Source organism: Paenibacillus sp. UNC496MF (assembly GCF_900113915.1).
GTDB lineage: Bacteria > Bacillota > Bacilli > Paenibacillales > Paenibacillaceae > Paenibacillus_Z > Paenibacillus_Z artemisiicola.
Window position 1 is genome coordinate 195006 of the sequence record NZ_FORE01000006.1, and the last position, 22637, is coordinate 217642.

Below are 22637 nucleotides of genomic sequence, written 5' to 3' on the forward strand. Positions count from 1 at the left end.
GCGTTTCGTCATGGCCGGGCGTCCCCGGCCATCGGCCCGGCCCGGCTGACTTGCCGTATCCCCCTGTTGCCTTGCCAATAAGTCCAAAAAAGCGCTGAAAATAAAGCAAAACAAAAAGGCAGACCGAAACGCGAATCCGCGTTCCGGTCTGCCTTTATTGCATAGCCGGCTTCGCCCGCCCGGGGCGCGCCGCTTATTTCTTCTTGTTCGCCGCGATCTGTTCCGCCAGCTCGTTCAGGTACGTCCAGCGGTCCATCAGCGTCTCGAGCTTCGCCTCCAGTTCCGCCTGCCTGGCCATCAGCTCCTGCAGCCGCATGGAATCGCTGCCGGCCGCCTCCATGTCCGCCTGAACCTGCCGCAGCGCATCCTCCGTCCGTTCGATGTCCGCGTCGATCGTCTCGAATTCTTTCTGCTCCTTGTACGACATTTTCGTCGGCTTGGCCGGCTCCTGCTCCGCTTCGGCCGCCGGCCGCTTCGGCGCTTCGGTCTCCGCCCTGCGCTCGGCGGCGTCCGCGGAGCGAACCCCGTGCGCGGACGCGTATGCCTGGTAATCCGAGAAATTGCCGACATGCTGCTCGATGACGCCGTCCCCTTCGAAGGCGAAGATCCGCTCCGCCGTCCGGTCCAGGAAGTACCGGTCGTGGGACACCGTGAAGACGACGCCCGGGAAGTCGTCCAAATAATCCTCGAGCACCGTCAGCGTCAGGATATCGAGGTCGTTGGTCGGCTCGTCCAGCAGCAGTACGTTCGGCGCTTCCATCAGCACGCGCAGCAGCTGCAGCCGCCGCTTCTCGCCGCCCGACAGCTTCGCGATCGGCGTCCACTGCTGCGCCGGCGGGAAGAGGAACCGCTCCAGCATTTGGCCCGCCGAAATCGTCGACCCGTCGGCCGTCGTCACCTGCTCCGCGCTTTCGCGGATATAATCGATGACGCGCAGCGACTCGTCCATCTCCTCGCGCTCCTGCGAGAAGACGCCGAGCTTCACCGTCGGCCCGAGCGTCACGGCGCCCGCGTCCGGCTCGAGCTTGCCCGCGATCAGCTTCAGCAGCGTCGACTTGCCGAGGCCGTTGCGCCCGACGATGCCGACGCGGTCCTCCGGCACCGCGATGTAGCTGAAGCCGTCGATCACGGCGCGGCCCTCGAACGACTTGCGCAGTCCCTCGATCTCGAGAATCTTCTTGCCGAGCCGAGAGGACGCGACGGACATCTCCAGCTTGCCGGCCGATTTCTCCGGCCCTTGCGAGCTCAGCGCCTCGAAGCGCTGGATGCGCGCCTGCTGCTTCGTCGAGCGCGCCTGCGCGCCGCGGCGCATCCATGCGAGCTCGCCCCTCAGCAGGTTCTGGCGCTTCTCCTCCGAGGCGGCTTCCCGCTCCTCGCGGTCCAGCTTGAGCTCGAGGAAACGGCTGTAGTTCGCCGTGTAGAAGTACGCGCGGCCCTTGTCGAGCTCGAGCGTCCGGTTGCTGACGCGGTCAAGGAAGTACCGGTCGTGCGTGATCATGAGCAGCGCGCCCTTGCGCTTCTGCAGCATGCCTTCCAGCCAGGCGACGGATTCGTTGTCGATATGGTTGGTCGGCTCGTCCAGCAGCAGCACGTCGGCCGGCTGGATGAGCGCCGCCGCCATCGCGACGCGCTTGCGCTGCCCGCCGGACAGCACGCCGAGCTTCGCGTCGTAGTGCTGGATGCCGAGCTTCGAGAGCGCGATTTTCGCATCGCTTTCGATGCCCCAGGCGTCCAGCTCGTTCATCCGCTGATTGGCGCGGACGAGCCGCTCCTGCAGCGCCTCGTCGCCGGGCTTCAGCTCGAGCGCCCGCAGCGCTTCCGTATATGCGCGGACGGCCTGCATCGGCGCGGAATCGCCGCCGAGCACATGGTCCAGCACCGTCTCTTCGGGGTCGAACTTCGGATCCTGCGCCAGCATCCGCACCGTCGCGCCGCCGGCCGTCAGAATGGCGCCCGAATCGGGCGGCTCCAGTCCCGCGACCACCTGCATGAACGTCGATTTGCCGGTGCCGTTGACGCCGATGATGCCGATCTTGTCGCCCGTCTCCACGCCGAACGACACGTCCTGGAACAGCACCTTTTCCCCGTAGGTCTTCGAAATATGATCAACCGTCAATACGTGCATGATTGCTCCCGCCTTACGTTAATGAATACGCCAAACGCCGCCCCAAAGGGCGGCGCCGCGCTTACCTTCTCTATTCACTTTAAACGAAGCCTACGCGCCGATCAAATCTTTCTTGGCGAGCTGCTCCCGCGCCTGCTCGGCGCGGATCGCGATCGCCGCCATCGTGCGGACCGCTTCCAGCGGATATTTTCCCGCGGCCGTCTCGCCCGAGAGCATGACCGCGTCGGAGCCGTCCCATACCGCGTTCGCCACGTCGCACGCTTCGGCGCGGGTCGGGCGCGGGTTGCTCTGCATGGATTCCAGCATTTGCGTCGCCGTGACGACGAACTTGCCGGCGCGGTTGCAGGCGTCGATCATTTGCTTCTGCGCCAGCGGCACGTCCTCGATCGGAATCTCGACGCCGAGGTCGCCGCGGGCGACCATGATGCTGTCGGAGGCTTCCACGATCGCTTCCAGCTCGTCGAGGCCTTCCTGGTTCTCGATCTTCGACATGACCTGGATGTGGCTTGCGCCCTTCGCGGCCAGCATCGCCTTCACTTCGCGCACGTCCTCGGCGCGGCGGACGAACGACATCGCGATGACGTCGACGCCGTTCTCGATGCCGAAGGCGATGTGCAGCTTATCGCGCTCCGTGACGCCCGGCAGGCTCGTGCGGATGCCCGGCAGGTTGACGCCCTTGCGCGACTTGATGATGCCGCCGTTCTGGATGAGGCAGACGACGTCGGAGCCTTCGATGCGGACGACCTGCAGCTCGATCAGCCCGTCGTCGATCATGATGCGCGAGCCGACCTTGACGTCCTGCGCGAGGTCGTAGGACACCGAGATCCGTTTCTCGGTGCCTTGGATCTGCTCCGTCGTCAACGTCAGGAATTCGCCGGCCTGCAGCAGGTACGACGGCTCTTGCAGAAGACCCGTGCGGATCTCCGGTCCTTTGATGTCCAGCATGATGGAGACGGGCAGGTTCGTCTTCTTCGCGGCCGCGCGGACCATCCCGATGCGCTGCTTATGGTCGTCCAGCTCCCCGTGCGCCAAATTCAGTCTTGCTATATTCATGCCGGCAAGCAGCATATTTTCCAACATTTCCGGCGACATGCACGCGGGTCCCATGGTACATACGATCGCTGTCTTTTTCATTTACGCTCACTCCTCGATCATTTTCATTCCTGTTTTCATTGTAGAGGAACAATTGCGCGAGCGCGATGTACTATAGTACAGTGTTTGTAATATAGTATGATGAAGACGGGCGGTGAAATTTGCCATGTTCGACATTTTCGACATTCGCCAGGAGCGGGGCATCCTGCAGCGCGAACAGCAGCCGCTCGGCAGCGACAGCTTCACGCTGGTGTGGGTCCGGTTCGGGCAGACCGCCTACCGGGTCGCCGGCCAACCGATGGCCTGCCGCAAAAACGACCTGCTGCTCATCCCCGCCGGCCTGCCCGCCGCCGAGCTGCGCGGCGCCGGCACGATCCGCGAAAGCGTCGTCGTGCGCTTCAGCCCGGCCGACGCCGCGACGGTGCGGCTGCTTCCGATTCTCGCCCGCCGCGCGCCCCTGCGCTGGGTGACGCACATGCCGGAGCTGCTGCTCGAGAAGCTGCTGTACATCGTCGAGCAGTGGACGGCGCGGGATCGCTATTTCTCGGTCATGTGCGCGGCGCTGCTGACGGAGCTGATGGTCACGGTCAGCCGGGAGGTCGACGAAGGCGAGAAGGCGCCTTCGTCCATCCACCACATCGAGGTCATGAAGCGTTACGTCGACGACCACTACCGCGGCAAAATCACGAAGCACGAGCTCGGCGCCTGCATCGGCGTCAGCCCGAATTACGCCGCGTCCCTGTTCCGCAAGGTGACGGGCATGACGATCAGCGACTACGTCCACCGGCGGCGGATGAAGACGGCGCTCTACCTGCTGCAGCACTCGCGGCTGACCGCGCAGGACATCTCGGACCACCTCGGCTACAGCGATCCGTCGTACTTCAATCGGATCTTCAAGCGCATCACGGGCAAGCTGCCCTCGGATGCGATCGCGGAGCGGGAGCGGCTGGAATGAAGCGCGGGGGCGGGGCGGGGAGACGGGCGATGGGCGAACACATCCTCCCCCGGAGGCGCACCCATCCGGGACGCCGGACATGTCTCCCGACGACATTCCGCCGGCGGCATTGTATCTATCGGTAAGCCGTGCATCTCGCCCGGCAACCTTCCGCCCGTGACATCGCACCTATCGGCGAGCCAGACATTATTACGCGCCGACCCCCGGCCGCCACGTCCGCCGAAGCGCGCAAAAAAGCCCCCGAGCCGCTGACAAGCGGCACGGAGGCTCTCCCCTCCAATACGCTACACCATTTCCGTACGCGGCGCTTCGAACTCCAGATCCGCTTCGCCGCTCGGCGTGAGCGGAATCGCGAGCATGCGCACCGATTCCATCATGCGGAGCATGTTCTTCAGCTCGAACGGCGAGCGGGCGCCGCGGGTCAGCCAATCGTCGATGTCCTCCGGCTCCAGTATGGCGGGCATTTGCTGCTGGAAGGGGGCGATAAGGCCGTTTGACTTGGTCATGAGCATCGTGCAGGTGCGCATCTCGTCGCCCGACGCTTGGCGGAACACGTCGTACAAGCCGGCGATGGCGAACGTCCCGCTGCGCATCGTGATTTTGAAGCGCTCGGTCACCTTGCCCTCGGTCCGCGTCACGTAGAAGCCGGTGCACGGAATGACGCAGCGCTGCTTGGCCGCGATCCGTTCGTAGATCGGCTTGTCGAACAGCTTCAGGCTGTCCATCCGCACGGAATCCTTCGCCCAATACGGGACCATGCCCCAGCGGAATTCGTCCAAAATCCGTTCGTTCTTGTGGTGAATGATCGCCGAAATCGACTCCGTCGGGAAAATCTCGTACCGGCCGGCGGTGTGGAACAGCACGTTGTCGAGCGCGAAACGCTCGATCAACTCGGAAGACGCGGCCGCAATCGATATAGCTTGGCACATTTGGCAAAAACCTCCTCTTGTTTTGGCTAGTATGGCCGCATCTTCCAAAATCATGTACCGCCCGTCCGAAGTTACGAGGAATTCCTATAACGCCTCCACGATAATCGAAGCGATTGCGCGAAACGCCCCTGCGCCGCCCTTCGTTCGCCCCGTCCGCACCCCGTTTCCGCCATATTCCGTATAAATTGCCAGTCGTAGGAAACGCTGAGACCATACCGATTTCTTACATTGCAGGTGGGATCATGAATCAGCAGGAACAGCGGCAGGAACGGCCACAAATGACCCATATATTGCAGCAGTTCGCGGATTGCGCCGATTTCAAGCATCAGGCCTATCCCAAGCTGAACGCGGACCTGTTCTACTTCGATCATATGATCGACGGCGCGAAGCTGGATCGCGAGATTCTATCGCCGCTGCTGTCGGCGTCCGAGGGCGAATTGCGGGACGTGCTCGATCGCCTGTCGCTAGCTCGGAAAAGCGAGGACAAGCAAATCGTCGAGGACATCCTGAGCGGCAGCGTCGCGCTGTTTTACCTGGACGAGATCTATATCATCGATCTGTACAGCCCGAAGGGCAGGCCGGTCAGCCAGTCGGAGACCGAGACGACGATCACTGGGCCGCACGAGGCGTTTTCGGAGCCCGTCGGGGATACGCTCTCCCTCATTCGCCGGCGCGTGCGCAGCTCCCACTTGAAATGCTTGCGCTTTCGCGTCGGGGAAATCACGAAATCGGACGTCTACCTGCTCTACATCGCGGATATCGCCAACATGGAGTACGTCGACGAATTGAAGCGCCGCATCCAGGCGGTCGAGATCGACGCGGTGCACGATACGAACATGCTCGTCCAGCTGATCGACGACAAGCCGATGTCCATCTTTCCGCAGTTTTTCACGACGGAGCGTCCCGACGCGATCGCCTCCAAGCTCGTCGCGGGCCGAATCGTCGGCGTCATGGACGGCAGTCCGTTCGCCTTCAGCGCCCCGACGTCGTTTTTCGAATTTTTCATCGCGTCCGACGATTACTACCAGCGATGGTCGCTCGGCACGGCCACGCGGGTGCTCCGGTTCGTGTCGTTCGTGATCACGATTCTATTCACCTGCTTCTACGTATCCGTCACGACGTTCCATTACGAGATGATCCCGCAAAACATGCTGCTGACTTTATCGGAGTCGCGCAGCCGGGTGCCGTTTCCGCCGGTCTACGAGGCGCTGTTCATGGAAGCGGTCATCGAGTTTCTCCGCGAGGCGGGCGCGCGGCTGCCGACCAAGATCGGCCAAACGATCGGCATCGTCGGCGGTATCGTCATCGGCCAAGCCGCCGTGCAGGCCGGCTTCACGAGCAACATCCTAATCATCGTCGTCGCATCTTCCGCGATTGCTTCCTTCGTCATGCCGAGCTACATCATGAGCGCGTCCATCCGCCTGATCCGCTTCGGCTTGATCATCCTGGCCGGCATCTGGGGCAATCTCGGCATTACGGTCGGCATCGCGTTCCTCATCATCCATCTGAGCCACCTGACGAGCCTGAACTCCTCCTACTTGACGCCGATCGCGCCGCATAAGCCGGGCGACTGGCTGGACGTCTTCATCCGCGCGCCCTTCAAGCTGCTGAAGAAACGGCCGACGCAATCCAGAACCCCGAATCCGGTGCACATGAAAATGAAGAAATAGGAGGCGTTCCGAATTGAAGGCCGTCAAAGAGAAACTATCCGCCTTCCACGCCTTGATCTTGATTTATATGACGCAGACGGGCATCGTCGTCTTGTCCCTCGGCCAGATGCTCGCGGTCACGTTCGGCTACAACGGCTGGCTGGCGCTGCCCGTCTACGCCGCCGTCGTCACGCTCAACCTGCTGCTGATCGGTCTCGTTCACCGCATGGGTCGAGGGAAGTCCGTCTTCGACATCATGGAGGCGCGGCTGCCCAAGCCGCTGCTTGCGCCGCTCTACCTCCTGCTCATCTCGGTATGGAGCATGCTCGCCTGCCTCGTCGTCTTGGAGTACGTGCTCATCTTCCAAATGATCGCCTTCCCGACGACCAATCCGATTTGGTTCAAGCTCGTCATCGACGTGCTCGGCTTCATGCTGTTCACGAAAGGCCTCTATACGATGGCCAAAGCGAGCACGGTCTTCTTTTATTTGACGGTCTGGATGTACCCGTTCTCGTGCATGTTTTTCAACGAGTTCGAATGGAGCCGGATGACGCCGTTCCTGCTGAAGGGCGGCAACTACGAGCCGATGAGCATCCTGAATATCTTTACCGCTTTTTTCGGCTATGAGCTCGTCCTGTTGATGTTCGGACAGGTCGACCGTTCCGTGAAGGTGATCAAAATGGCGATTTGGGCCAACTTATTCGTGCTGCTCAGCTACGGGTACATTGCCGTCCTGGTATTCGGCTTCTTCGGCCTGCACGAGCTCAAAATCATGCAATTCCCGCTCATCGACATGTTCGCCTTCATTAAATTCCCGTTCATCGAACGAATCGAGAACATGCTGTACGGCCTGCTGCTGTTTACGATGCTGTCCACCATGTCCATGTACTTCTGGTCGGCGAACGAGACGAGCGGCCGGCTGCTGCCGAAGATCAAGCCCGAATACCGCGGCGCCGCGCTCGTCGCAAGCACGTTCTTCGTCGGCTTGGTACCAAACACCATCGGCGACGTCAATCAATGGCTGACGCTGTTCAGCTTCGCCGAAATCGGCATCTCGTTCGGCCTGCCGCTGTTCCTGATCGCCCTGCTCCTGATCCGCAAAGAGAAAGGGGCGCCCGCCAGTGCGTAATCTCTCCCGCCGGCTCGTGCCGTTCGCGCTCGCGGCCATCCTGCTCGCGGGCTGCGGCGACCAGCGCGTGCTGGAACGGATCGGCTTCATCCAGACGACCAGCTACGACCTCGCGCCGAACGGCGAATTGAAGGTCGCCGTCGCCATTCCGCGGCTCGACGCGTCATCGAACGAGAAGCGCGAGGTGCTCAGCACGACGGCCCCGACCAGCAAGCAGGCCAGAGTCGAGATGTCCCGGCAGACCAGCCTGCAGCTCGTCAGCGGCCAACTGCGCGTCACGCTGCTCGGCAAGTCGTTCGTCCAGGCCGGCATCGGCCACCATCTCGACACGCAGGCGCGCGATCCGGCCATCTCGCCGCTCATGAAGATCGCCGTCGTGAACGGGGACGCCGAGGAGCTGCTGAACCGAAGGTACAGCCAGCATCCCCGGACGGACCGATATATCGAGCGCATGCTCGAGAAGGAAGCCAGCACGCATTCCATCCCGAAAGCCACGCTGCATCAATTCGTGCGCGATTACTTCGACGACGGCATCGATCCCGTCGCGCCTCTCCTGCGACGGGCGGGCGAAAACATCTTCATCGACGGCATCGCCCTGTTCAAGCAGGACCGCTACGTCGAACGCCTGCCGCCCGAGGACGCGATGATCTTCGCCGTGCTGCGCGGCGATTTCAGACAGGGCGAATTAGCCTTCACGCTGCCGAAGGAAGAAGGCAAAGGCAACGAATCGGTGTTCATCACGTCCCTCGTGAGCAAGCGCGGCGTCCGCGTGACCGGGTCCGGTTCCAAGACGAAAGTGGCCATCAACGTGAAGCTGCACGGCTCGGTGCTGGAATACGTGGGCGGCCTCGAGCTCGGCAGGCCGGAGGACGTGAAGAAGCTGGAGGCAAAGGTCGGGGCGTATCTGTCGGAGGAAGCGAAGCGCGTCATGAAGCGGATGCAGGCGAAAGGCGCCGACAGCGCGGGCATCGGTACCTGCGTACGCAACCATATGGGCTACGCCGCCTGGAAGAGAGCCAATTGGGAGACGCTCTATCCGAACGTCGACGTGCAATGCCGCATCCGGATGACGATCGACAACGTCGGCAAGATGAAATGATCATTCCGTCAGAATGACCGGGCCGGAAGCCGTAATCGCGACCGTATGCTCGTACTGCACGCCCCGGGAGCCGTCGGACGTGCGGGCCGTCCAACCGTCCGCGTCGACGATAATATTCGGCCTGCCCGTCACGAGAATCGGCTCGATCGTGATGACCATTCCTTCCTTTAGCTTCTTGCCGGTGCCGGCCTTGCCCGTGTGAAGCACCTGCGGATCCTCGTGCATCCGCCTGCCGATGCCGTGGCCGATGAACGCTTCCACGACGGCGTATCCTCCCCGGTCGGCGACGGCCTGCACCGCGCTGCCGACGTCGCCGAGCCGGGCGCCCGCCGTCGCCTTGCCGATGCCCCGGTACAGCGCCAGCTTCGCCGTGCGCATCAGGCGCGCCATCTCCGGACGCGCCCGTCCGACCGCGTACGACCAAGCGGAATCGGCCATCCAGCCGTCCAGCTCCGCGACCATGTCGATCGTGACGATATCGCCCGCGCGCAGCGGGACGTCCGTCGGCAAGCCGTGGCAGACCACGTCGTTGACGGACGCGCAGGTCGCGAACCGGTAACCGCGGTAGCCCTTCTGCGCGGGCTTCGCGCCGCGGCCGAGCATGAACGCCTCCGCGAAGCGGTCGATGTCGAGCGTCGTGACGCCGGGCCGCAGCCGCTTGCCGATTTCGCGGTGGCAGTCCGAGACGATCCGGCCCGCCCGGCGCATCCGGGCGATCTCCTCCATCGTTTTGAGTTGAATCATGGGTCATCCCTCCTGAAGCAGGCGGCTGGCGATCGCGGGTACGGAAGAGAAAGGGACGGGCGCGGGATGCGGTGCGGAGACGAAGGCGCGAATCGTCCGTGCCCGAAGGACGCGGGATCGATTCGGACCGGAGATGCGGCATGGCCTGCCGTGATCGATAGGACGGTTCGGGAAACCGGCCGGGGCGGGCAACAAAAAAGCCTTGTCCCTATCGTACCGGGCAAGGCTTATCATTTCAGGTTAGTTAACTCACCGAGGAGCGAAGGCGCCCCATTTCATGCTCCACCAATAGCGTCAATTCCTCCTCATACCCGCCCGTAATCCGATACTTGCGGATATAATCCCGAACGAACTTCCGGGAGTCCTTCGGCTGGAAAATTCGCGTAAGCTCCACGAGGCTTTCTTTGACTTCATTGTGGCTGTGTTTCGCCATGAAATCCCCTCCTAGCATCGGTTGGTAGTTCTAACAAATCCGTAAGCGAGCATGTTGAACGATCCATATGAATGAAGGTGAGTCAGGAGCTTGATGGAGCCATATAAATTAAATTTTCTAATTTATCAATCAATTATAACATTTTCAATCGGATTATAAAAGCGAACACGGCATTATTTATTTGTGAACGATCCTTTTTTGTCATTTTCTGTCGAATCGGCGCCGGGGATATCCCTCTCCTGCGAACGCGGTGCCGAGGCCGACCAGGCGCTGCTTTTGTACATGCGCAAGTACGCCAAGACGCCAACGATCGCAACGAGGATGCCGAACAGGATGACCGCAGTCGTGATCCAAGGGCTAACCACCATGCGCCCTCCCTTCGCTCCGCTGAGTTTCCATATATAGGCTAATTATAGAGGAAAGGAATAACGCTTTCAATGCGGCGGACAACCGCTTCGGAAATGTAACATGTTACAATCCGGTTACCCTGCGAAACGTTCCGCTTCCCCAAGCAAGGAGATCGCCCTTATTATCGGCAATCCGTCCCTCCAGCGTGAGCGTCCGGCGCGAACGATGGATCAGCGCCGCCTCGCAGGTCAACCGCCCCTCCGAGGAGGGGCGCAAATAATGGACGTTCAACCCGGTCGTGACCGTCCCGTCCCCCGGACACGCCAAAATCGCGACAAGGCCCATGGCGTTGTCGAGCATGGACGCCAGGACGCCGCCGTGGACGATGCCGGCCATGTTCAGATGCTCCGGCCGCACTTGCAGCGCGATGACCGCCTTGCCCGATTCGGCGGTCACCAGTTCGAAGCCCAGATACCCCCAGAACGACTTCTTCGCCGCCGCTTCCAGCGCGTCGAGCGCCGGGCGCGCGTCCGGCTCGTTCGGAGGGCCGTGCCCGTTATCCTTCATGGCCTCCACCCTCATCGTTCCCGGCCGCGGCCAGTTCCTCTTCTTCCTTCAGCTTGCGCCGCAGCACCTTGCCGATCATGGACATCGGCAGCTCGTCGCGGAATTCGTACAGATGCGGCACCTTGAACACGGCCAGCCGCTCGCGGCACCAGCGGTCGAGCTGCATGGCGGAGACGGTCACGTCCTTGCGCAGCACGATGAACGCCTTCACCGTCTCGCCGCGGTATTCGTCCTTCACGCCGATGACCGCCGCTTCCCGCACGGCGGGGTGCTCATACAGCACCTCCTCCACCTCGCGCGGGTAAATGTTGAAGCCGCCGGCGATGATGATGTCCTTGATCCGGTCCACGATCGTAAAGAAGCCGTCGGCGTCGACGCTCGCCAGGTCGCCGGTATGCAGCCAGCCGTCCCGCAGCGCCTCGGCCGTCGCTTCCGGCCGGTTCCAATACCCCTTCATGACCTGCGGGCCCTTCACCAGCAGCTCGCCGACGTCGCCGGCCGGAAGCTCCCCGCCCGTCGCCGGGTCGACGACCTTGGCCAGCGTGCCGGGGAGCGGAAGGCCGATCGTGCCGATTTTGCGCTTCGTCCAGAGCGGGTTGGCGTGGGTGACGGGGGCCGCTTCCGTCAAGCCGTAGCCTTCGATGAGCCGCCCGCCGGTCACCGCCTCGAACCGCGTCTGCACCTCGAGCGGCAGCGGCGCGGAGCCGCTGATGCACGCCTTCACGGACGACAGGTCGTATTTCTTCGCGTCCGGATGGTTCAGCAGCGCCACGTACATCGTCGGAGCGCCCGGGAACACCGTCGGCTTCTCGTCGCGGATCGCCTTCAGGACGTTCTCGATTTCGAACCGCGGAAGCAGCACGATGGAGCTCGCTTTGAGCACGGACAAATTCATAATCACCGTCAACCCGAACACGTGAAACAGCGGGAGCGCCGCAAGGAACCGCTCCTGCCCTTCCCGCATCCGGTAAAACCACGCCTCGCACTGAACCGCGTTCGCGATCAGGCTGCGGTGCGTCAGCATGACGCCCTTCGCCGTGCCCGTCGTGCCGCCCGTATATTGCAGCTGCGCGACGTCCGTCTCCGGAGCGGTCTCGACGTGCGCCGGCAGCTTCGATGCCTTCGCCATGAAGGACGCATACCGCGTCACGCCGTCCTTGCCGTACGGAATGAGCGGCTGCGGTCCCGCTCGGCGCTGCTTGATCGGATACAGCAGGTTTTTCGGAAACGGCAGCCCGTCTTGGATGGACGTCACGATCACCTTGCGCAGTCCCGGGACCGGGCCGGCTTCCGGCGACTCGCCCCGCACCCGCCCCAGGCGGGGATACAGCACGTCGAGCGTGACGATGACGGCGGCGCCGCTGTCCCGCAGCTGATGCTCCAGCTCCCGCTCCACGTAGAGCGGGTTCGTCATGACGACGACGGCGCCCGCGAGCAGCGCGCCGAAGTAGGAGACGACGGCCTGCGGGCAATTCGGGAGCAGGATGGCGACGCGGTCGCCCTTGGCGACGCCGGCCGCCTGCAGCCCCGCCGCCATCCGCTGCGCCGCGGCGAGCAGCTCCTTGTAGGAGATCCGCTTGCCGAAGAAGAACAGCGCCTCCTTCGCCGGATGCTTGGCGGCGGTCTGGATCAGCATGTCGCCGAGGGCGATATTCGGAATCGCGACGTCGGGGGCAACCTCGCCGGGATAGTTGCGAAGCCAGGGCCAAGCCTGCGGTTGGTTCATTTTGTGGCCTCCCAAAGTTTTTGCGCGAGCAAAAACTCGCTTCGAAAGCATAGGCTGAAAGTTTTTGCGAAACTTCCTGGGAAACATCTTCGCGAGTAAAAACTCGCTCCGAAAGCATAGGCTTGTTTTTGCGCGAGCAAAAACTCGCTTCGAAAGCATAGGCTGAAAGTTTTTGCGAAACTTCCTGGGAAACATCTTCGCGAGTAAAAACTCGCTCCGAAAGCATAGGCTGAAAGTTTTTGCGAAGCTTCCTGGAACAACTTCTTCGCGAGCAAAAACTCGCTTCGGAAGCATAGACGCGTTTTGCGAAACTTCCTGGGCAAAAACTCGCTTCGGACAGCCTACAGCGTATACTGCTGGCTCTTCACGACCCGAGCGGCGATGCTCCGCTTGAGCGCGATCGTGTCGCCGAGCGGCGCGCGCATGAGCTTCTTCAGCACCGCGAGCTGCGTCTGCAGCGCGTCGCCCGTCTCCAGCGCGGCGAGCGCCGTCTTGGCGTGGCTTTCGACGCGCTCCATGGCCTCCTGCACGAAGACGGCCGTCATCTCGACCGCGTTCCGGGTGCGGGCGGCCGCGGCGGGATCGGCCCGCAGCAGCATTTTGCGCGTCCGGAGCGCGGCGCTCTCCATCGCGAACGTCTGGATCATCATGTCCGCGAGCAGGCACAGCGTCTCCTGCTGCTGCTCGAGCGCGAGCCCGAATTTTTGCACCGCGAGCCCGCCGACCGCGAGGAACGTCCGCTTCGCCTGCCCGATCCGGTACGTCTCCTTGGCGAGCGGCTCGTCGAACGCCGGCAGCGGCATCGGCTGCAGGAGCTCCGCCTGAAGCGCGCGCGCCTTGCGCAGCAGCGGCAGCTCGCCCTTCAGCGCCTTTTTCATGAGCGTGCCGGGGATGAGCATCCGGTTGATTTCGTTCGTGCCCTCGAAAATCCGGTTGATCCGCGAATCGCGGTAAATCCGCTCGACCTTGTACTCCTTGACGTAGCCGTAGCCGCCGTGAATCTGCACCGCTTCGTCCGCCACGAAGTCAAGCGCTTCCGTCGCGAACACCTTGTTGATCGAGCATTCCAGCGCGTATTCGGAGATGGCCTTGGCAGCCCGCGCCCCGGCGCCGTCCGCGTCGCCCCCGGCCGCCTCGCTCGCCCGCAGCATCTCGTCGATCCAGCCAGCCGTGCGGTACACCATGCTCTCCGTGACGAACGCCGCGATGTTCATGTCCGCGAGCTTCGCCCCGATGAGCGGGAACGACGCGATCGGGCGGCCGAACTGCTTGCGGCCGTTCGCGTATTTGGCCGCGAGCGCCACCGCTTCCTTCGCGCCGCCGACGCAGCCCGCGGCCAGCTTGAAGCGGCCGATGTTCAGGATATTGAACGCGATGACATGGCCCTTGCCGACCTCGCCGAGCACGTTTTCCGCCGGTACCGGCGTATCGTCGAAGAAGATCGGGCAGGTCGAGGACCCCTTGATGCCCATCTTGTGCTCCTCCGGGCCGATGCTGAAGCCGGGCAGTCCGCGCTCCACGATGAACGCGGTAAAATGGTCGCCGTTCACCTTCGCGTACACGATGAACACGTCGGCGAACCCGGAATTCGTAATGTACAGCTTGGAGCCGTTCAGCACGTAATGCGTGCCTTCGGCGTTCAGGCGCGCGGTCGTCTTCGCCCCGAGCGCGTCGGAGCCGGACGACGGCTCCGTCAGGCAGTACGCCGCGATCTTCGTGCCGGCCGCCAGGCCGGGCAAATACTTCGCCTTCTGCGCCGGCGTGCCGAAGAACACGATGGGCAGCGTGCCGATGCCGACGTGGGCGCCGACGGACAGCGCGAAGGACGACGCCTCCGCCAGCGTCTCCGCGAGCAGCGTCGAGCTCACCTTGTCGAGCCCGAGCCCGCCGTACGCTTCCGGCACGTCCGCGCCGAGCAGGCCGAGCTCGCCGGCCTTGCGCAGCAGCTTCACCGTCAATTCGTAATTCAGCGCTTCGATTTCGGCGTCGCGGGGCCGGACCTCGCCTTCGAGGAACGCGCGCGCCGCTTCGCCGATCATGACCTGCTCGTCGGTAAAATCCTCCGGCGTGACGATATCCTGCGGCGCCATGTCTTCGATTACGAAACGGCCGCCCCAACCTTTGTTCTGGGCCATACCGCTGCCTCCTTTCTCTATCAAGCGGGAGATGCGTCAGAGATGGGAACGAGGTGCACCCTCGCGAAAAATACCGGAAATGGCGGATTCATGTGCAAAACGGTCCAAAGCCGCGCCTCCGCTCAAGCGGGGTCCGCGTCGGGCTCGGCCGTGAACACGCCCGCCGCCCCCATGCCGCCGCCGACGCACATGGAGACGATGCCGGTGCCGCCGCCCCGCCGCCGAAGCTCGTGGATAAGCGACACGGACAGCTTGGCGCCCGTGCAGCCGAGCGGGTGGCCGAGCGCGATCGCGCCGCCGTTCACGTTCACCTTCGCGGGATCGAGGCCGAGCTCCGCGATGATCGGCAGGCATTGGGCGGCGAACGCCTCGTTGAGCTCGATCGCGTCCACCTGCCCGAGCGTCACGTTCGCGCGGGCAAGCGCCTTCGGAATCGCCTCGATCGGCCCGATGCCCATGACCTCCGGCGCGACGCCGGCCACGGCGTACGCGCGGAAGACGGCCAGCGGCTTCGCGCCGATCCGCTCGGCCCGCTCCCGGCTCATGACGACGACCGCCGCGGCGCCGTCGCTCATCTGCGACGCGTTGCCCGCCGTCACGGTGCCTTCGCGGGCGAATGACGGCTTCAGCTTCGCCAGCACCTCCGCCGTCGTGTCGGGGCGCACGCCTTCGTCCTGGTCGAAGGTGAACGGCTTGCTCCACGGGCGCCCGTTGTCGTCGACGCCCTCCCGCTGCACGTGCAGCGGGACGATCTCCTCGCGGAAGCGGCCTTCGGCGATGGCCCTGGCCGCCTTGCGGTGGCTCTCCGCCGCGTACGCGTCCTGCGCCTCGCGGCTGACGCCGTATCGCCGGGCCACCTCCTCGGCGGTGTGGCCCATGCCCATGTACACCTCCGGCATGCCGTCCGCGATGCCCGGATGCGGCGAAAGCTTGAAGCCGGTCATGGGGACGTGGCTCATGCTTTCGACGCCGCCGGCGAGGACGACGTCCGCCTCGCCGAGCCGGATGCGCTCCGCGGCGTAGGCGATCGCCTGAAGCCCCGACGCGCAAAACCGGTTGACGGTCACGGCCGGCGTCGTGACCGGAAAGCCCGCATACAGCGTCATGATGCGGGCGAAGTTCAGCCCCTGCTCGCCCTCGGGCATCGCGCAGCCGATGACGACGTCCTCGACGTCGGCGTAGTCCAGGCCGGGCACGCGGTCGACGGCCGCGCGAAGCACGGCGCGGCCGAGATCCTCGGCGCGCGCGTCGGCCAGGCTGCCCTTCTTCGCTTTGCCGACGGCGGTGCGCACGGCGGCGACGATGACGGCGTCGCGCGGATTTCGTTCAGCGTTCATCTCGGGGAATCCCTCCTTCGTGAATGGGTCGGAGCGCGGACGGCTTCTCCCGTCCGTTCCGTTAGTTCCGCAGCGGCTTGCCGGTCGCGAGCATGTGCTGCATCCGCGCCTGCGTCTTCGGCTCGCCGCACAGGCTGAGGAACGCCTCGCGCTCCAGGTCGAGCAAATATTGCTCGCTCACTTCCGCCCCCGGCGCCGCGTCGCCGCCGGCGAGCACGTGCGCGAGCTTGCGGCCGATCCGCACGTCGTGCTCGCTCGCCATGCCGCCGAGCCGCATGTTCTCGACCGCCAGCCGCAGCACGGCGCGCCCTTCGCGGCCCGCGACGCGGATGCGCCGGTCCGCCGGCGGCGGGGCGTAGCCCTCGCGGTCCATCGCGAGCACCGTCCGCTTCGCCTCCGCCGCGCGCGTCTCGCCGCGGAGCACGACGCGGTCCTGCGGCCGCATGAAGCCGAGGCGGGCGACGTCGTAGCCGCTCGTCGACGTTTTGCCGAGCGCGATCGTCTCGAACAGGGCGTTCACCTGCGGCTGCAGGTCGCCGCCCGCGCCGGTCCGCGCGTCGGCGAGCGCCGCCGCCTCCTTGCAGCCGCCGCCGGCGGGAATGAGGCCGACGCCCGTCTCGACGAGGCCGAAATACGTCTCGGACGCGAACACGATCCGGTCCGCCGGCAGGCACGCTTCCACCCCGCCGCCGAGCGTCATCCGGTGCGGCGCCGCCACGACGGGCCGGTCGAGCCGCTTCAGCGTCAGCATGCTCTGCTGGAACTCCGCGATGATGTCGTCGATTTCGTCGAAATCGCCGTTTTGCGCCTCGAGCAGGAGCATCATCAGATTCGCCCCGACGCAGAAATGCCGTCCTTCGTTCGCGACGACGAGCCCGCGCCAATTGCGGCTGACCTCCGCCGCGCTTTGGCGGATCGCGGTCAGGATATCCCCGCCGATCGCGTTGTTCGGCGAATGGAACACGAGCGCGGCCACGTCGTCGCCGATGTCGAGCAGGGACGCGCCGGCGTTGCCGAGCACGAGCTTGCCGGCGTCCTTGACCGCCTTCAGCGAGAGGACGTCGGGCTCTTCCTCCTGCAGCCGGTACTCCCCGCGGCTCACGTAGAAGCGCCGCGTGCCCTCCTGCTTGTAAAAGCCGCGGTTGCCGGCGGCGATCCAGTCCGCCACCCATGCCGGAATCTCGTCGCCCTCCGCGCGCATCCGCTGGACGGAGCGCTCGAGGCCGATCGCGTCCCACAGCTCGAACGGGCCGAGCTCCCAATTGAAGCCCCATACCAGCGCGCGGTCGATGTCGGCGATCGTGTCCGCGATCGCGCCGAGCTGGCGGGCCGAATAGAGCAGCACCGTCTTGAGCGCCGTCCACGCGAACCGGGCATACCGGTCATCGGGGTCGGTGAACAGCAGCGCCTTGACCTTGGCCGCGGTGCCCTTGGCCGTCTTCGCCGCCTCGATGACGGGCGAATGGACGCTGCGGCGCGGCGCGTACGTCAGCGTGTCGAGCTGCAGCGTTTCGATGTCGCTGCCGCCGCCGGGCCGCTTGATTTTGCGGTAAAAGCCGCTCCCCGCCTTCTCGCCGGTCCAGCCCTTCGCCACGAGCGCCTCGAGCTCCGGCGGCCGCGCGAACGCGTCGCGCTCGGCGGGGTCGTCGCTGCGCTCCCGCACGTTGTCCAGGACGTGCAGCAGCGTGTCGAGGCCGACGAGGTCGAGCAGGCGGAAGGTCGCCGTCTTGGGCCGGCCCATCGCCGGACCCGTCAGCGCGTCGACCTCGTCGACGCCGAGCCCGTATGCCCGCGCCGCCGCGATCGTCGTCGCCATGCCGTACGTGCCGATCCGGTTGGCGATGAAGTTCGGCGTGTCCTTGGCGCGGACGATGCCTTTGCCGAGCTGCCCTTCGCAGACGGCCGCCAGCCGGTCGATCGTCCCGGGCGCCGTATCGGGGCCGGGCACGACCTCGACCAGCTTCATGTGCCGGGGCGGGTTGAAGAAATGCGTCACCGCGAACTGCTTCCGGAACGTCTCGCCGCGCCCTTCCGCCATCGCGGCCGCGGACAGCCCCGACGTGTTCGAGGACACGAGCGTGCCGGGCTTCAGCACGGACTCGATGCGGGCGAAGACGCTCCGTTTGATATCCAGCCGCTCGACCACGGCTTCGACGATCCAATCGACCTCGCCGAGCCGGGCGAGATCGTCCTCCAGGTTGCCGGGCGCGATGCGCCCGATGAACGAGGCTTCGTACAAGGCCGGCGGCTCCTGCTTCGCCAGCCGGGCGAGGCCGGCCGCGGCCAGCCGGTTGCGGACGGCCCGGTCCTCCAGCGTCGCGCCGGCTTTCGCCTCCTGTTCCGTCAGCGCGTCCGGCACCACGTCCAGCAGCAGCACGGACATGCCCGCGTTGGCGAGATGGGCGGCGATGCCCGCCCCCATGACGCCCGATCCAATGACTGCCGCACGGCGAACCGCCGGCGTCGATCGTACTCCCACGCAGCTCCCTCCTTCGGGGTAAAATGGCCGCTCGGCGCGGCTGCGGCGGCTATGTACCGTCTCGGCGTCCATGCCGGCCCCGGCGCGGCGATGTGCCGTGCCGGGGCCGGCTCTTGGCGCCGTTTCCGCCCCTGCTTGCAGTCGTGTGCCGTACCGGGTACGGCTCTTGGTGGTGCGTTTTTCGCCAGATCGCGGTCGTGAACCGTACCGGGTACCGTTCTTTGCTAAATTTCCGTCTAGTCGCGATCATGTACCGTACCGGGTACCGCTCTTTGCGCGTTTCCCGCCGAATCGGTCATGTACCGTACCGGGTACCGCTCTTTGCGCGTTTTCCGCCAAATCGTGGTCATGTACCGTACCTGGTACCGTTCTTTACGCGTTTTCCGCCAAATCGCGGTCATGTACCGTACTTGGTACCGTTCATTGCGCGTTTCTCGCCAAATCGTGGTCATGTACCGTACTGGTTACCGCTCTTTGCTCGTTTCTAGCCGAATTCACCCGCTCCCGGCGCCTACTCCCGCTACCGCCCGCCGCCGAATACGCTTTCGGCCAGCAGCTCGGCGACGTCGCGGGCGCGGACGCGGTCCTCGGCTTCGTGCAGCTTGATGCCGTCCTCCATCATCGTCAGGCAGTACGGGCACGCGGAGCCGATGACCGTCGGCGACGTGTCCAGCGCCTGCGCCGTCCGGGCCTCGTTCACGCGCACGCCGGCGCGCTCCTCCATCCACATCAGGCCGCCGCCCGCGCCGCAGCAAAGCCCGTTCGCGCGATTCCGCTCCATCTCCAGCAGCTCCACGCCGGGGATCGCCCGCAGCAGCGCCCGGGGCGCCTCGTACTCCCCGTTGTACCGGCCGAGGTAGCACGAGTCGTGGTACACGACCCGCTCGGACACCGGATGCGCGGGCACGAGCGAGCCGCCGGCGACGAGCCGCGCGAGCAGCGTCGTATGATGCTCCACCGCCACGGCCCTCGCGAGGCCGAAGTCGGCGTACTCGTTCTTCAGCGCGTTGAACGTGTGCGGGCAAATCGTCACGATCCGCTTCACCCCGTAGCGCTGCAGCGTCGCGACGTTCTCGGCGCACAGCGTCTGGAACAGCAGCTCGTTGCCGAGGCGCCGCGCGGTGTCGCCGGAATTCCGCTCCTCGCCGCCGAGCACGGCGAACGGGACGCCCGCCTGCTGGAGCAGCCGCACGACCGCGAACAGCACCTTGCGGCTGCGCTGGTCGTACGCCCCCATCGTCCCGGCCCACAGCAGCAGCTCCGGCCGGTCGCCTCCGCCGGCGGCTTCCTTCATCGTCCGCACGGGCCGCGCGTCCGGCACGGCCGCTTCGTACGCCGCCAGCCAGGCGCCGCGTTCGCCGCGGGGCAAGCCCCACGGATTGCCTTGGCGCTCGATGTTTTGCATCGCGCGCTGCGCCTCCGCTGGCACGCGGCCCTCGGTCAGGACGAGGTAGCGGCGCATGTCGATGATTTTGTCCACGTGCTCGTTGCCGACGGGGCACTGGTCCTCGCAGTTCCGGCACGTCGTGCACGCCCACAGCTCCGTCTCCGTCATGACGTCGCCGATCAGCGCGGCGTCCGCCGCCGCGGCGCCGGCGCGCGCCTGCCAGCCGTGCTTCTGCGCCGTCATCGTCGGCTCGATCGTCGTCGCCGCGGGACCGCCGCCGCTCCAGAGCGGCACCGTTTCCGCCATCGCGTGCGCGCCCGGCGCGCCGCCCCGGAACGCGGGCACCCACGGCGATTTCGAGGTAATCGCGGCGCCCTTCTCCGTCAGATGATCGCGCAGCTTGACGATGAGATGCATCGGCGACAGCAGCTTGCCCGTGCCCGCGGCCGGGCAGACGTTCGTGCAGCGGCCGCATTCGACGCAGGCGTACAAGTCGAGCAGCTGCTTGCGCGTAAACTGCTCCACCGCCCCGACTCCGAACGACTCCGCGTCCTCGTCCTCGAGGTCGAGCGGCGCCAGCCGGCCCGGCGGCGAGCCGCGGCGCAGCCACAGATTGACCGGCGCCGTGAAAATATGAAAATGCTTCGACTGCGGCACGTACACGAGAAACCCGAGCAGCACCGCCAAATGCAGCCACCAAAACACCTCGTACAGCACGCCGCCCGCGGCCGGCGTCGCGCCGAGCTCCCGGAAGCCTTCGGCGATGCCCGAGGAGACCGGCGCGTACCCCGCATACAGCGACGCCTCCGCTCCCCCGCCGCCCGAAGGCGCTTCCTTCACATGATCGAACGCCTGCGTCAGCAGCACCGCCAGCATCAGCCCGCCGATGAACCACAGCACGACCGACGGCTTCCAGCCCCGCTTCAGCCGCGTCAGCCGCTCGACGTACCGGCGGAATCCGCCGTACAGGATCGCCAGCAGCACGAGCGATACCGTGATCTCCTGCGTCAGCACGAACCCGTGATACGCCGGATACGGCAGCGCGCGGCCCGTCAGCCCTTTCCACACGATGTCCGCCGCGCCGAACTGCAGCACGATGAACCCGTAGAAGAGCACGAGGTGCATGACCCCGCTGCGCAGATCCTTCAGCAGCCTGCGATGTCCGAACACGTGCGCCGCCCAGCCCAGGCCCCACGCGAACCTCGGCGCCGCCTCCGACGCCAGCGCGGCGTTCGCCGCGAACGAGGACACGCGGAGCAGGTCGTCGCCGTCGTTCTCGGGATCCGGGGGATCGGGCGGCGGCGGATGCGCGCGCTCCGCTTTGCGGCCCAGCAGCATGTACGCCACCCTGCGGCGGACGACCGCATAAAAGCAGGCCAGCGCCGCCAACACGAGCAGCGCGAAGCCCAGCCACCGGATGCCCGAAGCCAGCGTCAGCTCGTTCATTCCTCCCACAAGGCTTCCTCCTTCCCTTGGCACGCGATGCGGTTCAGTATATGTCCCTGCGGACGCCCGCATGTCGCGGGGCCAAGGCCCTCGAGGCCCGCCGCGGTCTAATCCGAGGGCCAAGTTCATAAGGTAACAAAGGCGGCGGGCGGCTTATTTTATCGTATTCGGCGGCCGTGGGACGGTATGACTGCCGCAGGCAAATCCAAGTGAGTTCGGGAGGTGCACGGACCGGTGCAGCTGGCGGTGCTGATCAAGCAAACCTTCGATACGGAGGAGAAAATCGAAATCGCGGACGGGGTCGTCGCCGAGGACGGCGTCAAATTCATCATCAACCCGTACGACGAATACGCGCTGGAGGAGGCGCTCCGGCTGCGCGAGGCGCACGGCGGAACCGTGACGGTCGTCTCCTGCGGCGGCGACCGCGCGGTCGAAGCGCTGCGGACCGCGCTCGCCATGGGCGCCGACGAGGCGGTGCTCGTCGCGCGGGACGGGTTGCCGGACGACGGCCATGCCGTCGCGGCCGCGCTGGCCGCCGCGGTGAAGAAGCTGCGGCCGGACCTCGTGCTGGCGGGCCTGTTCGCCGTCGACCGGGGCGCGGGCAGCGTGGCGCTGCAGGTGGCGGAACGGCTCGGGCTGCCGCACGCGTCGGCGGCGCTGAAGCTGACGGTGGAGGACGGCGCAGCCGCCGGCCAGGCACCGAGCGCCGCTGCGTGGGGCGGCGGGGACGGCCGGGTCGCCGTCGTGGAACGGGACACGGAATGGGGCGTGGAGACGGCCGCGGTGCCCCTGCCCGCGCTCGTGACGGCGCAGCAGGGGCTGAACGAGCCGCGCTACCCGTCGCTGCCGGGCATTATGAAAGCGAAGCGCAAGCCGCTGCGGCAGCTGACCGCCGCGGAGCTCGGGCTCGGCGCGGACGATCTCGCGCCGCGGACGGCGCGCGCCGCGCTGCTGGCGCCGCCGGCCCGCGCGGCCGGCCGCCGGCTGAGCGGCACGGCCGCGGAGCAGGCCGCGCAGCTGGCGGACGCGCTGCGCCGCGAAGCGAAGCTGTTTTGAG

At 65.3% G+C, this 22637-nt stretch carries 16 protein-coding genes and 1 pseudogene; 5 read left to right on the top strand and 12 right to left on the bottom strand.

Translation table 11 applies throughout. The features are described 5' to 3' along the window. Positions 1-193 precede the first annotated feature (193 nt). Both BMZ79_RS09490 and pyk read right to left on the bottom strand, forming a co-directional pair. Positions 194-2125 carry an ABC-F family ATP-binding cassette domain-containing protein gene (locus BMZ79_RS09490; RefSeq protein WP_090639108.1) on the bottom strand — a complete coding sequence of 644 codons (1932 nt, stop codon included), beginning with the start codon at positions 2123-2125 and terminating at the stop codon, positions 194-196. Between the two features lie 123 nt (positions 2126-2248). After that, positions 2249-3259, bottom strand: a pseudogene (gene pyk / locus BMZ79_RS09495) (pyruvate kinase); the annotation flags it as partial. A gap of 112 nt (positions 3260-3371) precedes the next feature. Here pyk and BMZ79_RS09500 point away from each other — a divergent pair. Continuing rightward, entirely contained in the window at positions 3372-4172 is an 801-nt protein-coding gene (locus tag BMZ79_RS09500) for a helix-turn-helix transcriptional regulator (RefSeq protein ID WP_218154676.1), read from the top strand. A gap of 284 nt (positions 4173-4456) precedes the next feature. On the opposite strand, the gene BMZ79_RS09505 is transcribed toward BMZ79_RS09500, so the two are convergent. Further along, positions 4457-5101 carry an SOS response-associated peptidase gene (locus tag BMZ79_RS09505; RefSeq protein ID WP_177222073.1) on the bottom strand — a complete coding sequence of 215 codons (645 nt, stop codon included), beginning with the start codon at positions 5099-5101 and terminating at the stop codon, positions 4457-4459. Positions 5102-5343: 242 nt separating this feature from the next. On the opposite strand from BMZ79_RS09505, the gene BMZ79_RS09510 reads away from it, so the two are divergent. Genes BMZ79_RS09510 through BMZ79_RS09520 form a run of 3 tightly spaced genes read left to right on the top strand, consistent with a single transcriptional unit; the run spans position 5344 to position 8978 of the window. Beyond that, positions 5344-6771: a spore germination protein gene (locus BMZ79_RS09510; protein WP_090639116.1), complete on the top strand. Its 1428-nt coding sequence runs from the start codon at positions 5344-5346 to the stop codon at positions 6769-6771. A gap of 13 nt (positions 6772-6784) precedes the next feature. Then, the gene (locus tag BMZ79_RS09515; protein WP_090639119.1) at positions 6785-7879 is read left to right on the top strand and encodes a GerAB/ArcD/ProY family transporter; all 1095 of its coding nucleotides are present in this window, start codon (positions 6785-6787) and stop codon (positions 7877-7879) included. Then, complete coding sequence (locus BMZ79_RS09520; RefSeq protein ID WP_090639121.1) at positions 7872-8978, top strand: Ger(x)C family spore germination protein; 1107 nt, start codon at positions 7872-7874, stop codon at positions 8976-8978. Before BMZ79_RS09515 ends, BMZ79_RS09520 begins: the two co-directional genes overlap by 8 nt. Here BMZ79_RS09520 and map read toward each other — a convergent pair whose 3' ends face one another. The 9 genes from map to BMZ79_RS09565 form a co-directional block, all read right to left on the bottom strand. Then, positions 8979-9722: a type I methionyl aminopeptidase gene (gene map / locus BMZ79_RS09525; RefSeq protein ID WP_090639123.1), complete on the bottom strand. Its 744-nt coding sequence runs from the start codon at positions 9720-9722 to the stop codon at positions 8979-8981. A 244-nt stretch (positions 9723-9966) separates the two neighbouring features. Further along, positions 9967-10155, bottom strand: a complete 189-nt coding sequence (locus tag BMZ79_RS09530; protein ID WP_090639126.1) for a hypothetical protein — start codon at positions 10153-10155, stop codon at positions 9967-9969. A 173-nt stretch (positions 10156-10328) separates the two neighbouring features. Continuing rightward, complete coding sequence (locus tag BMZ79_RS09535) at positions 10329-10520, bottom strand: hypothetical protein (protein ID WP_143088918.1); 192 nt, start codon at positions 10518-10520, stop codon at positions 10329-10331. A gap of 106 nt (positions 10521-10626) precedes the next feature. Continuing rightward, positions 10627-11070 carry a PaaI family thioesterase gene (locus BMZ79_RS09540; RefSeq protein ID WP_090640126.1) on the bottom strand — a complete coding sequence of 148 codons (444 nt, stop codon included), beginning with the start codon at positions 11068-11070 and terminating at the stop codon, positions 10627-10629. Then, complete coding sequence (locus tag BMZ79_RS09545; RefSeq protein ID WP_090639129.1) at positions 11060-12796, bottom strand: long-chain-fatty-acid--CoA ligase; 1737 nt, start codon at positions 12794-12796, stop codon at positions 11060-11062. Before BMZ79_RS09545 ends, BMZ79_RS09540 begins: the two co-directional genes overlap by 11 nt. Positions 12797-13137: 341 nt before the next feature. Beyond that, positions 13138-14931, bottom strand: a complete 1794-nt coding sequence (locus BMZ79_RS09550; RefSeq protein ID WP_090639131.1) for an acyl-CoA dehydrogenase family protein — start codon at positions 14929-14931, stop codon at positions 13138-13140. A 122-nt stretch (positions 14932-15053) separates the two neighbouring features. Beyond that, the gene (locus tag BMZ79_RS09555) at positions 15054-16268 is read right to left on the bottom strand and encodes an acetyl-CoA C-acyltransferase (protein WP_090639133.1); all 1215 of its coding nucleotides are present in this window, start codon (positions 16266-16268) and stop codon (positions 15054-15056) included. Between the two features lie 61 nt (positions 16269-16329). After that, positions 16330-18747, bottom strand: coding sequence for a 3-hydroxyacyl-CoA dehydrogenase/enoyl-CoA hydratase family protein (locus BMZ79_RS09560; protein WP_256252630.1), 2418 nt, complete (start codon positions 18745-18747; stop codon positions 16330-16332). Between the two features lie 520 nt (positions 18748-19267). Continuing rightward, entirely contained in the window at positions 19268-21580 is a 2313-nt protein-coding gene (locus BMZ79_RS09565; protein WP_256252682.1) for a (Fe-S)-binding protein, read from the bottom strand. Between the two features lie 234 nt (positions 21581-21814). Here BMZ79_RS09565 and BMZ79_RS09570 point away from each other — a divergent pair, with 234 nt between their 5' ends. Beyond that, entirely contained in the window at positions 21815-22636 is an 822-nt protein-coding gene (locus BMZ79_RS09570) for an electron transfer flavoprotein subunit beta/FixA family protein (protein WP_090639138.1), read from the top strand. Position 22637: the final 1 nt, after the last annotated feature.

Bases quoted from the DNA above. Each gene is read 5' to 3' on its own strand.
- BMZ79_RS09545 (WP_090639129.1), bottom strand. From the start codon at position 12,796: ATGAACCAACCGCAGGCTTGGCCCTGGCTTCGCAACTATCCCGGCGAG.
- BMZ79_RS09510 (WP_090639116.1), top strand. From the start codon at position 5,344: ATGAATCAGCAGGAACAGCGGCAGGAACGGCCACAAATGACCCATATA.
- BMZ79_RS09540 (WP_090640126.1), bottom strand. From the start codon at position 11,070: ATGAAGGATAACGGGCACGGCCCTCCGAACGAGCCGGACGCGCGCCCG.
- BMZ79_RS09530 (WP_090639126.1), bottom strand. From the start codon at position 10,155: ATGGCGAAACACAGCCACAATGAAGTCAAAGAAAGCCTCGTGGAGCTT.
- BMZ79_RS09550 (WP_090639131.1), bottom strand. From the start codon at position 14,931: ATGGCCCAGAACAAAGGTTGGGGCGGCCGTTTCGTAATCGAAGACATG.
- BMZ79_RS09565 (WP_256252682.1), bottom strand. From the start codon at position 21,580: ATGAACGAGCTGACGCTGGCTTCGGGCATCCGGTGGCTGGGCTTCGCG.
- BMZ79_RS09505 (WP_177222073.1), bottom strand. From the start codon at position 5,101: ATGTGCCAAGCTATATCGATTGCGGCCGCGTCTTCCGAGTTGATCGAG.
- map (WP_090639123.1), bottom strand. From the start codon at position 9,722: ATGATTCAACTCAAAACGATGGAGGAGATCGCCCGGATGCGCCGGGCG.
- BMZ79_RS09555 (WP_090639133.1), bottom strand. From the start codon at position 16,268: ATGAACGCTGAACGAAATCCGCGCGACGCCGTCATCGTCGCCGCCGTG.
- BMZ79_RS09490 (WP_090639108.1), bottom strand. From the start codon at position 2,125: ATGCACGTATTGACGGTTGATCATATTTCGAAGACCTACGGGGAAAAG.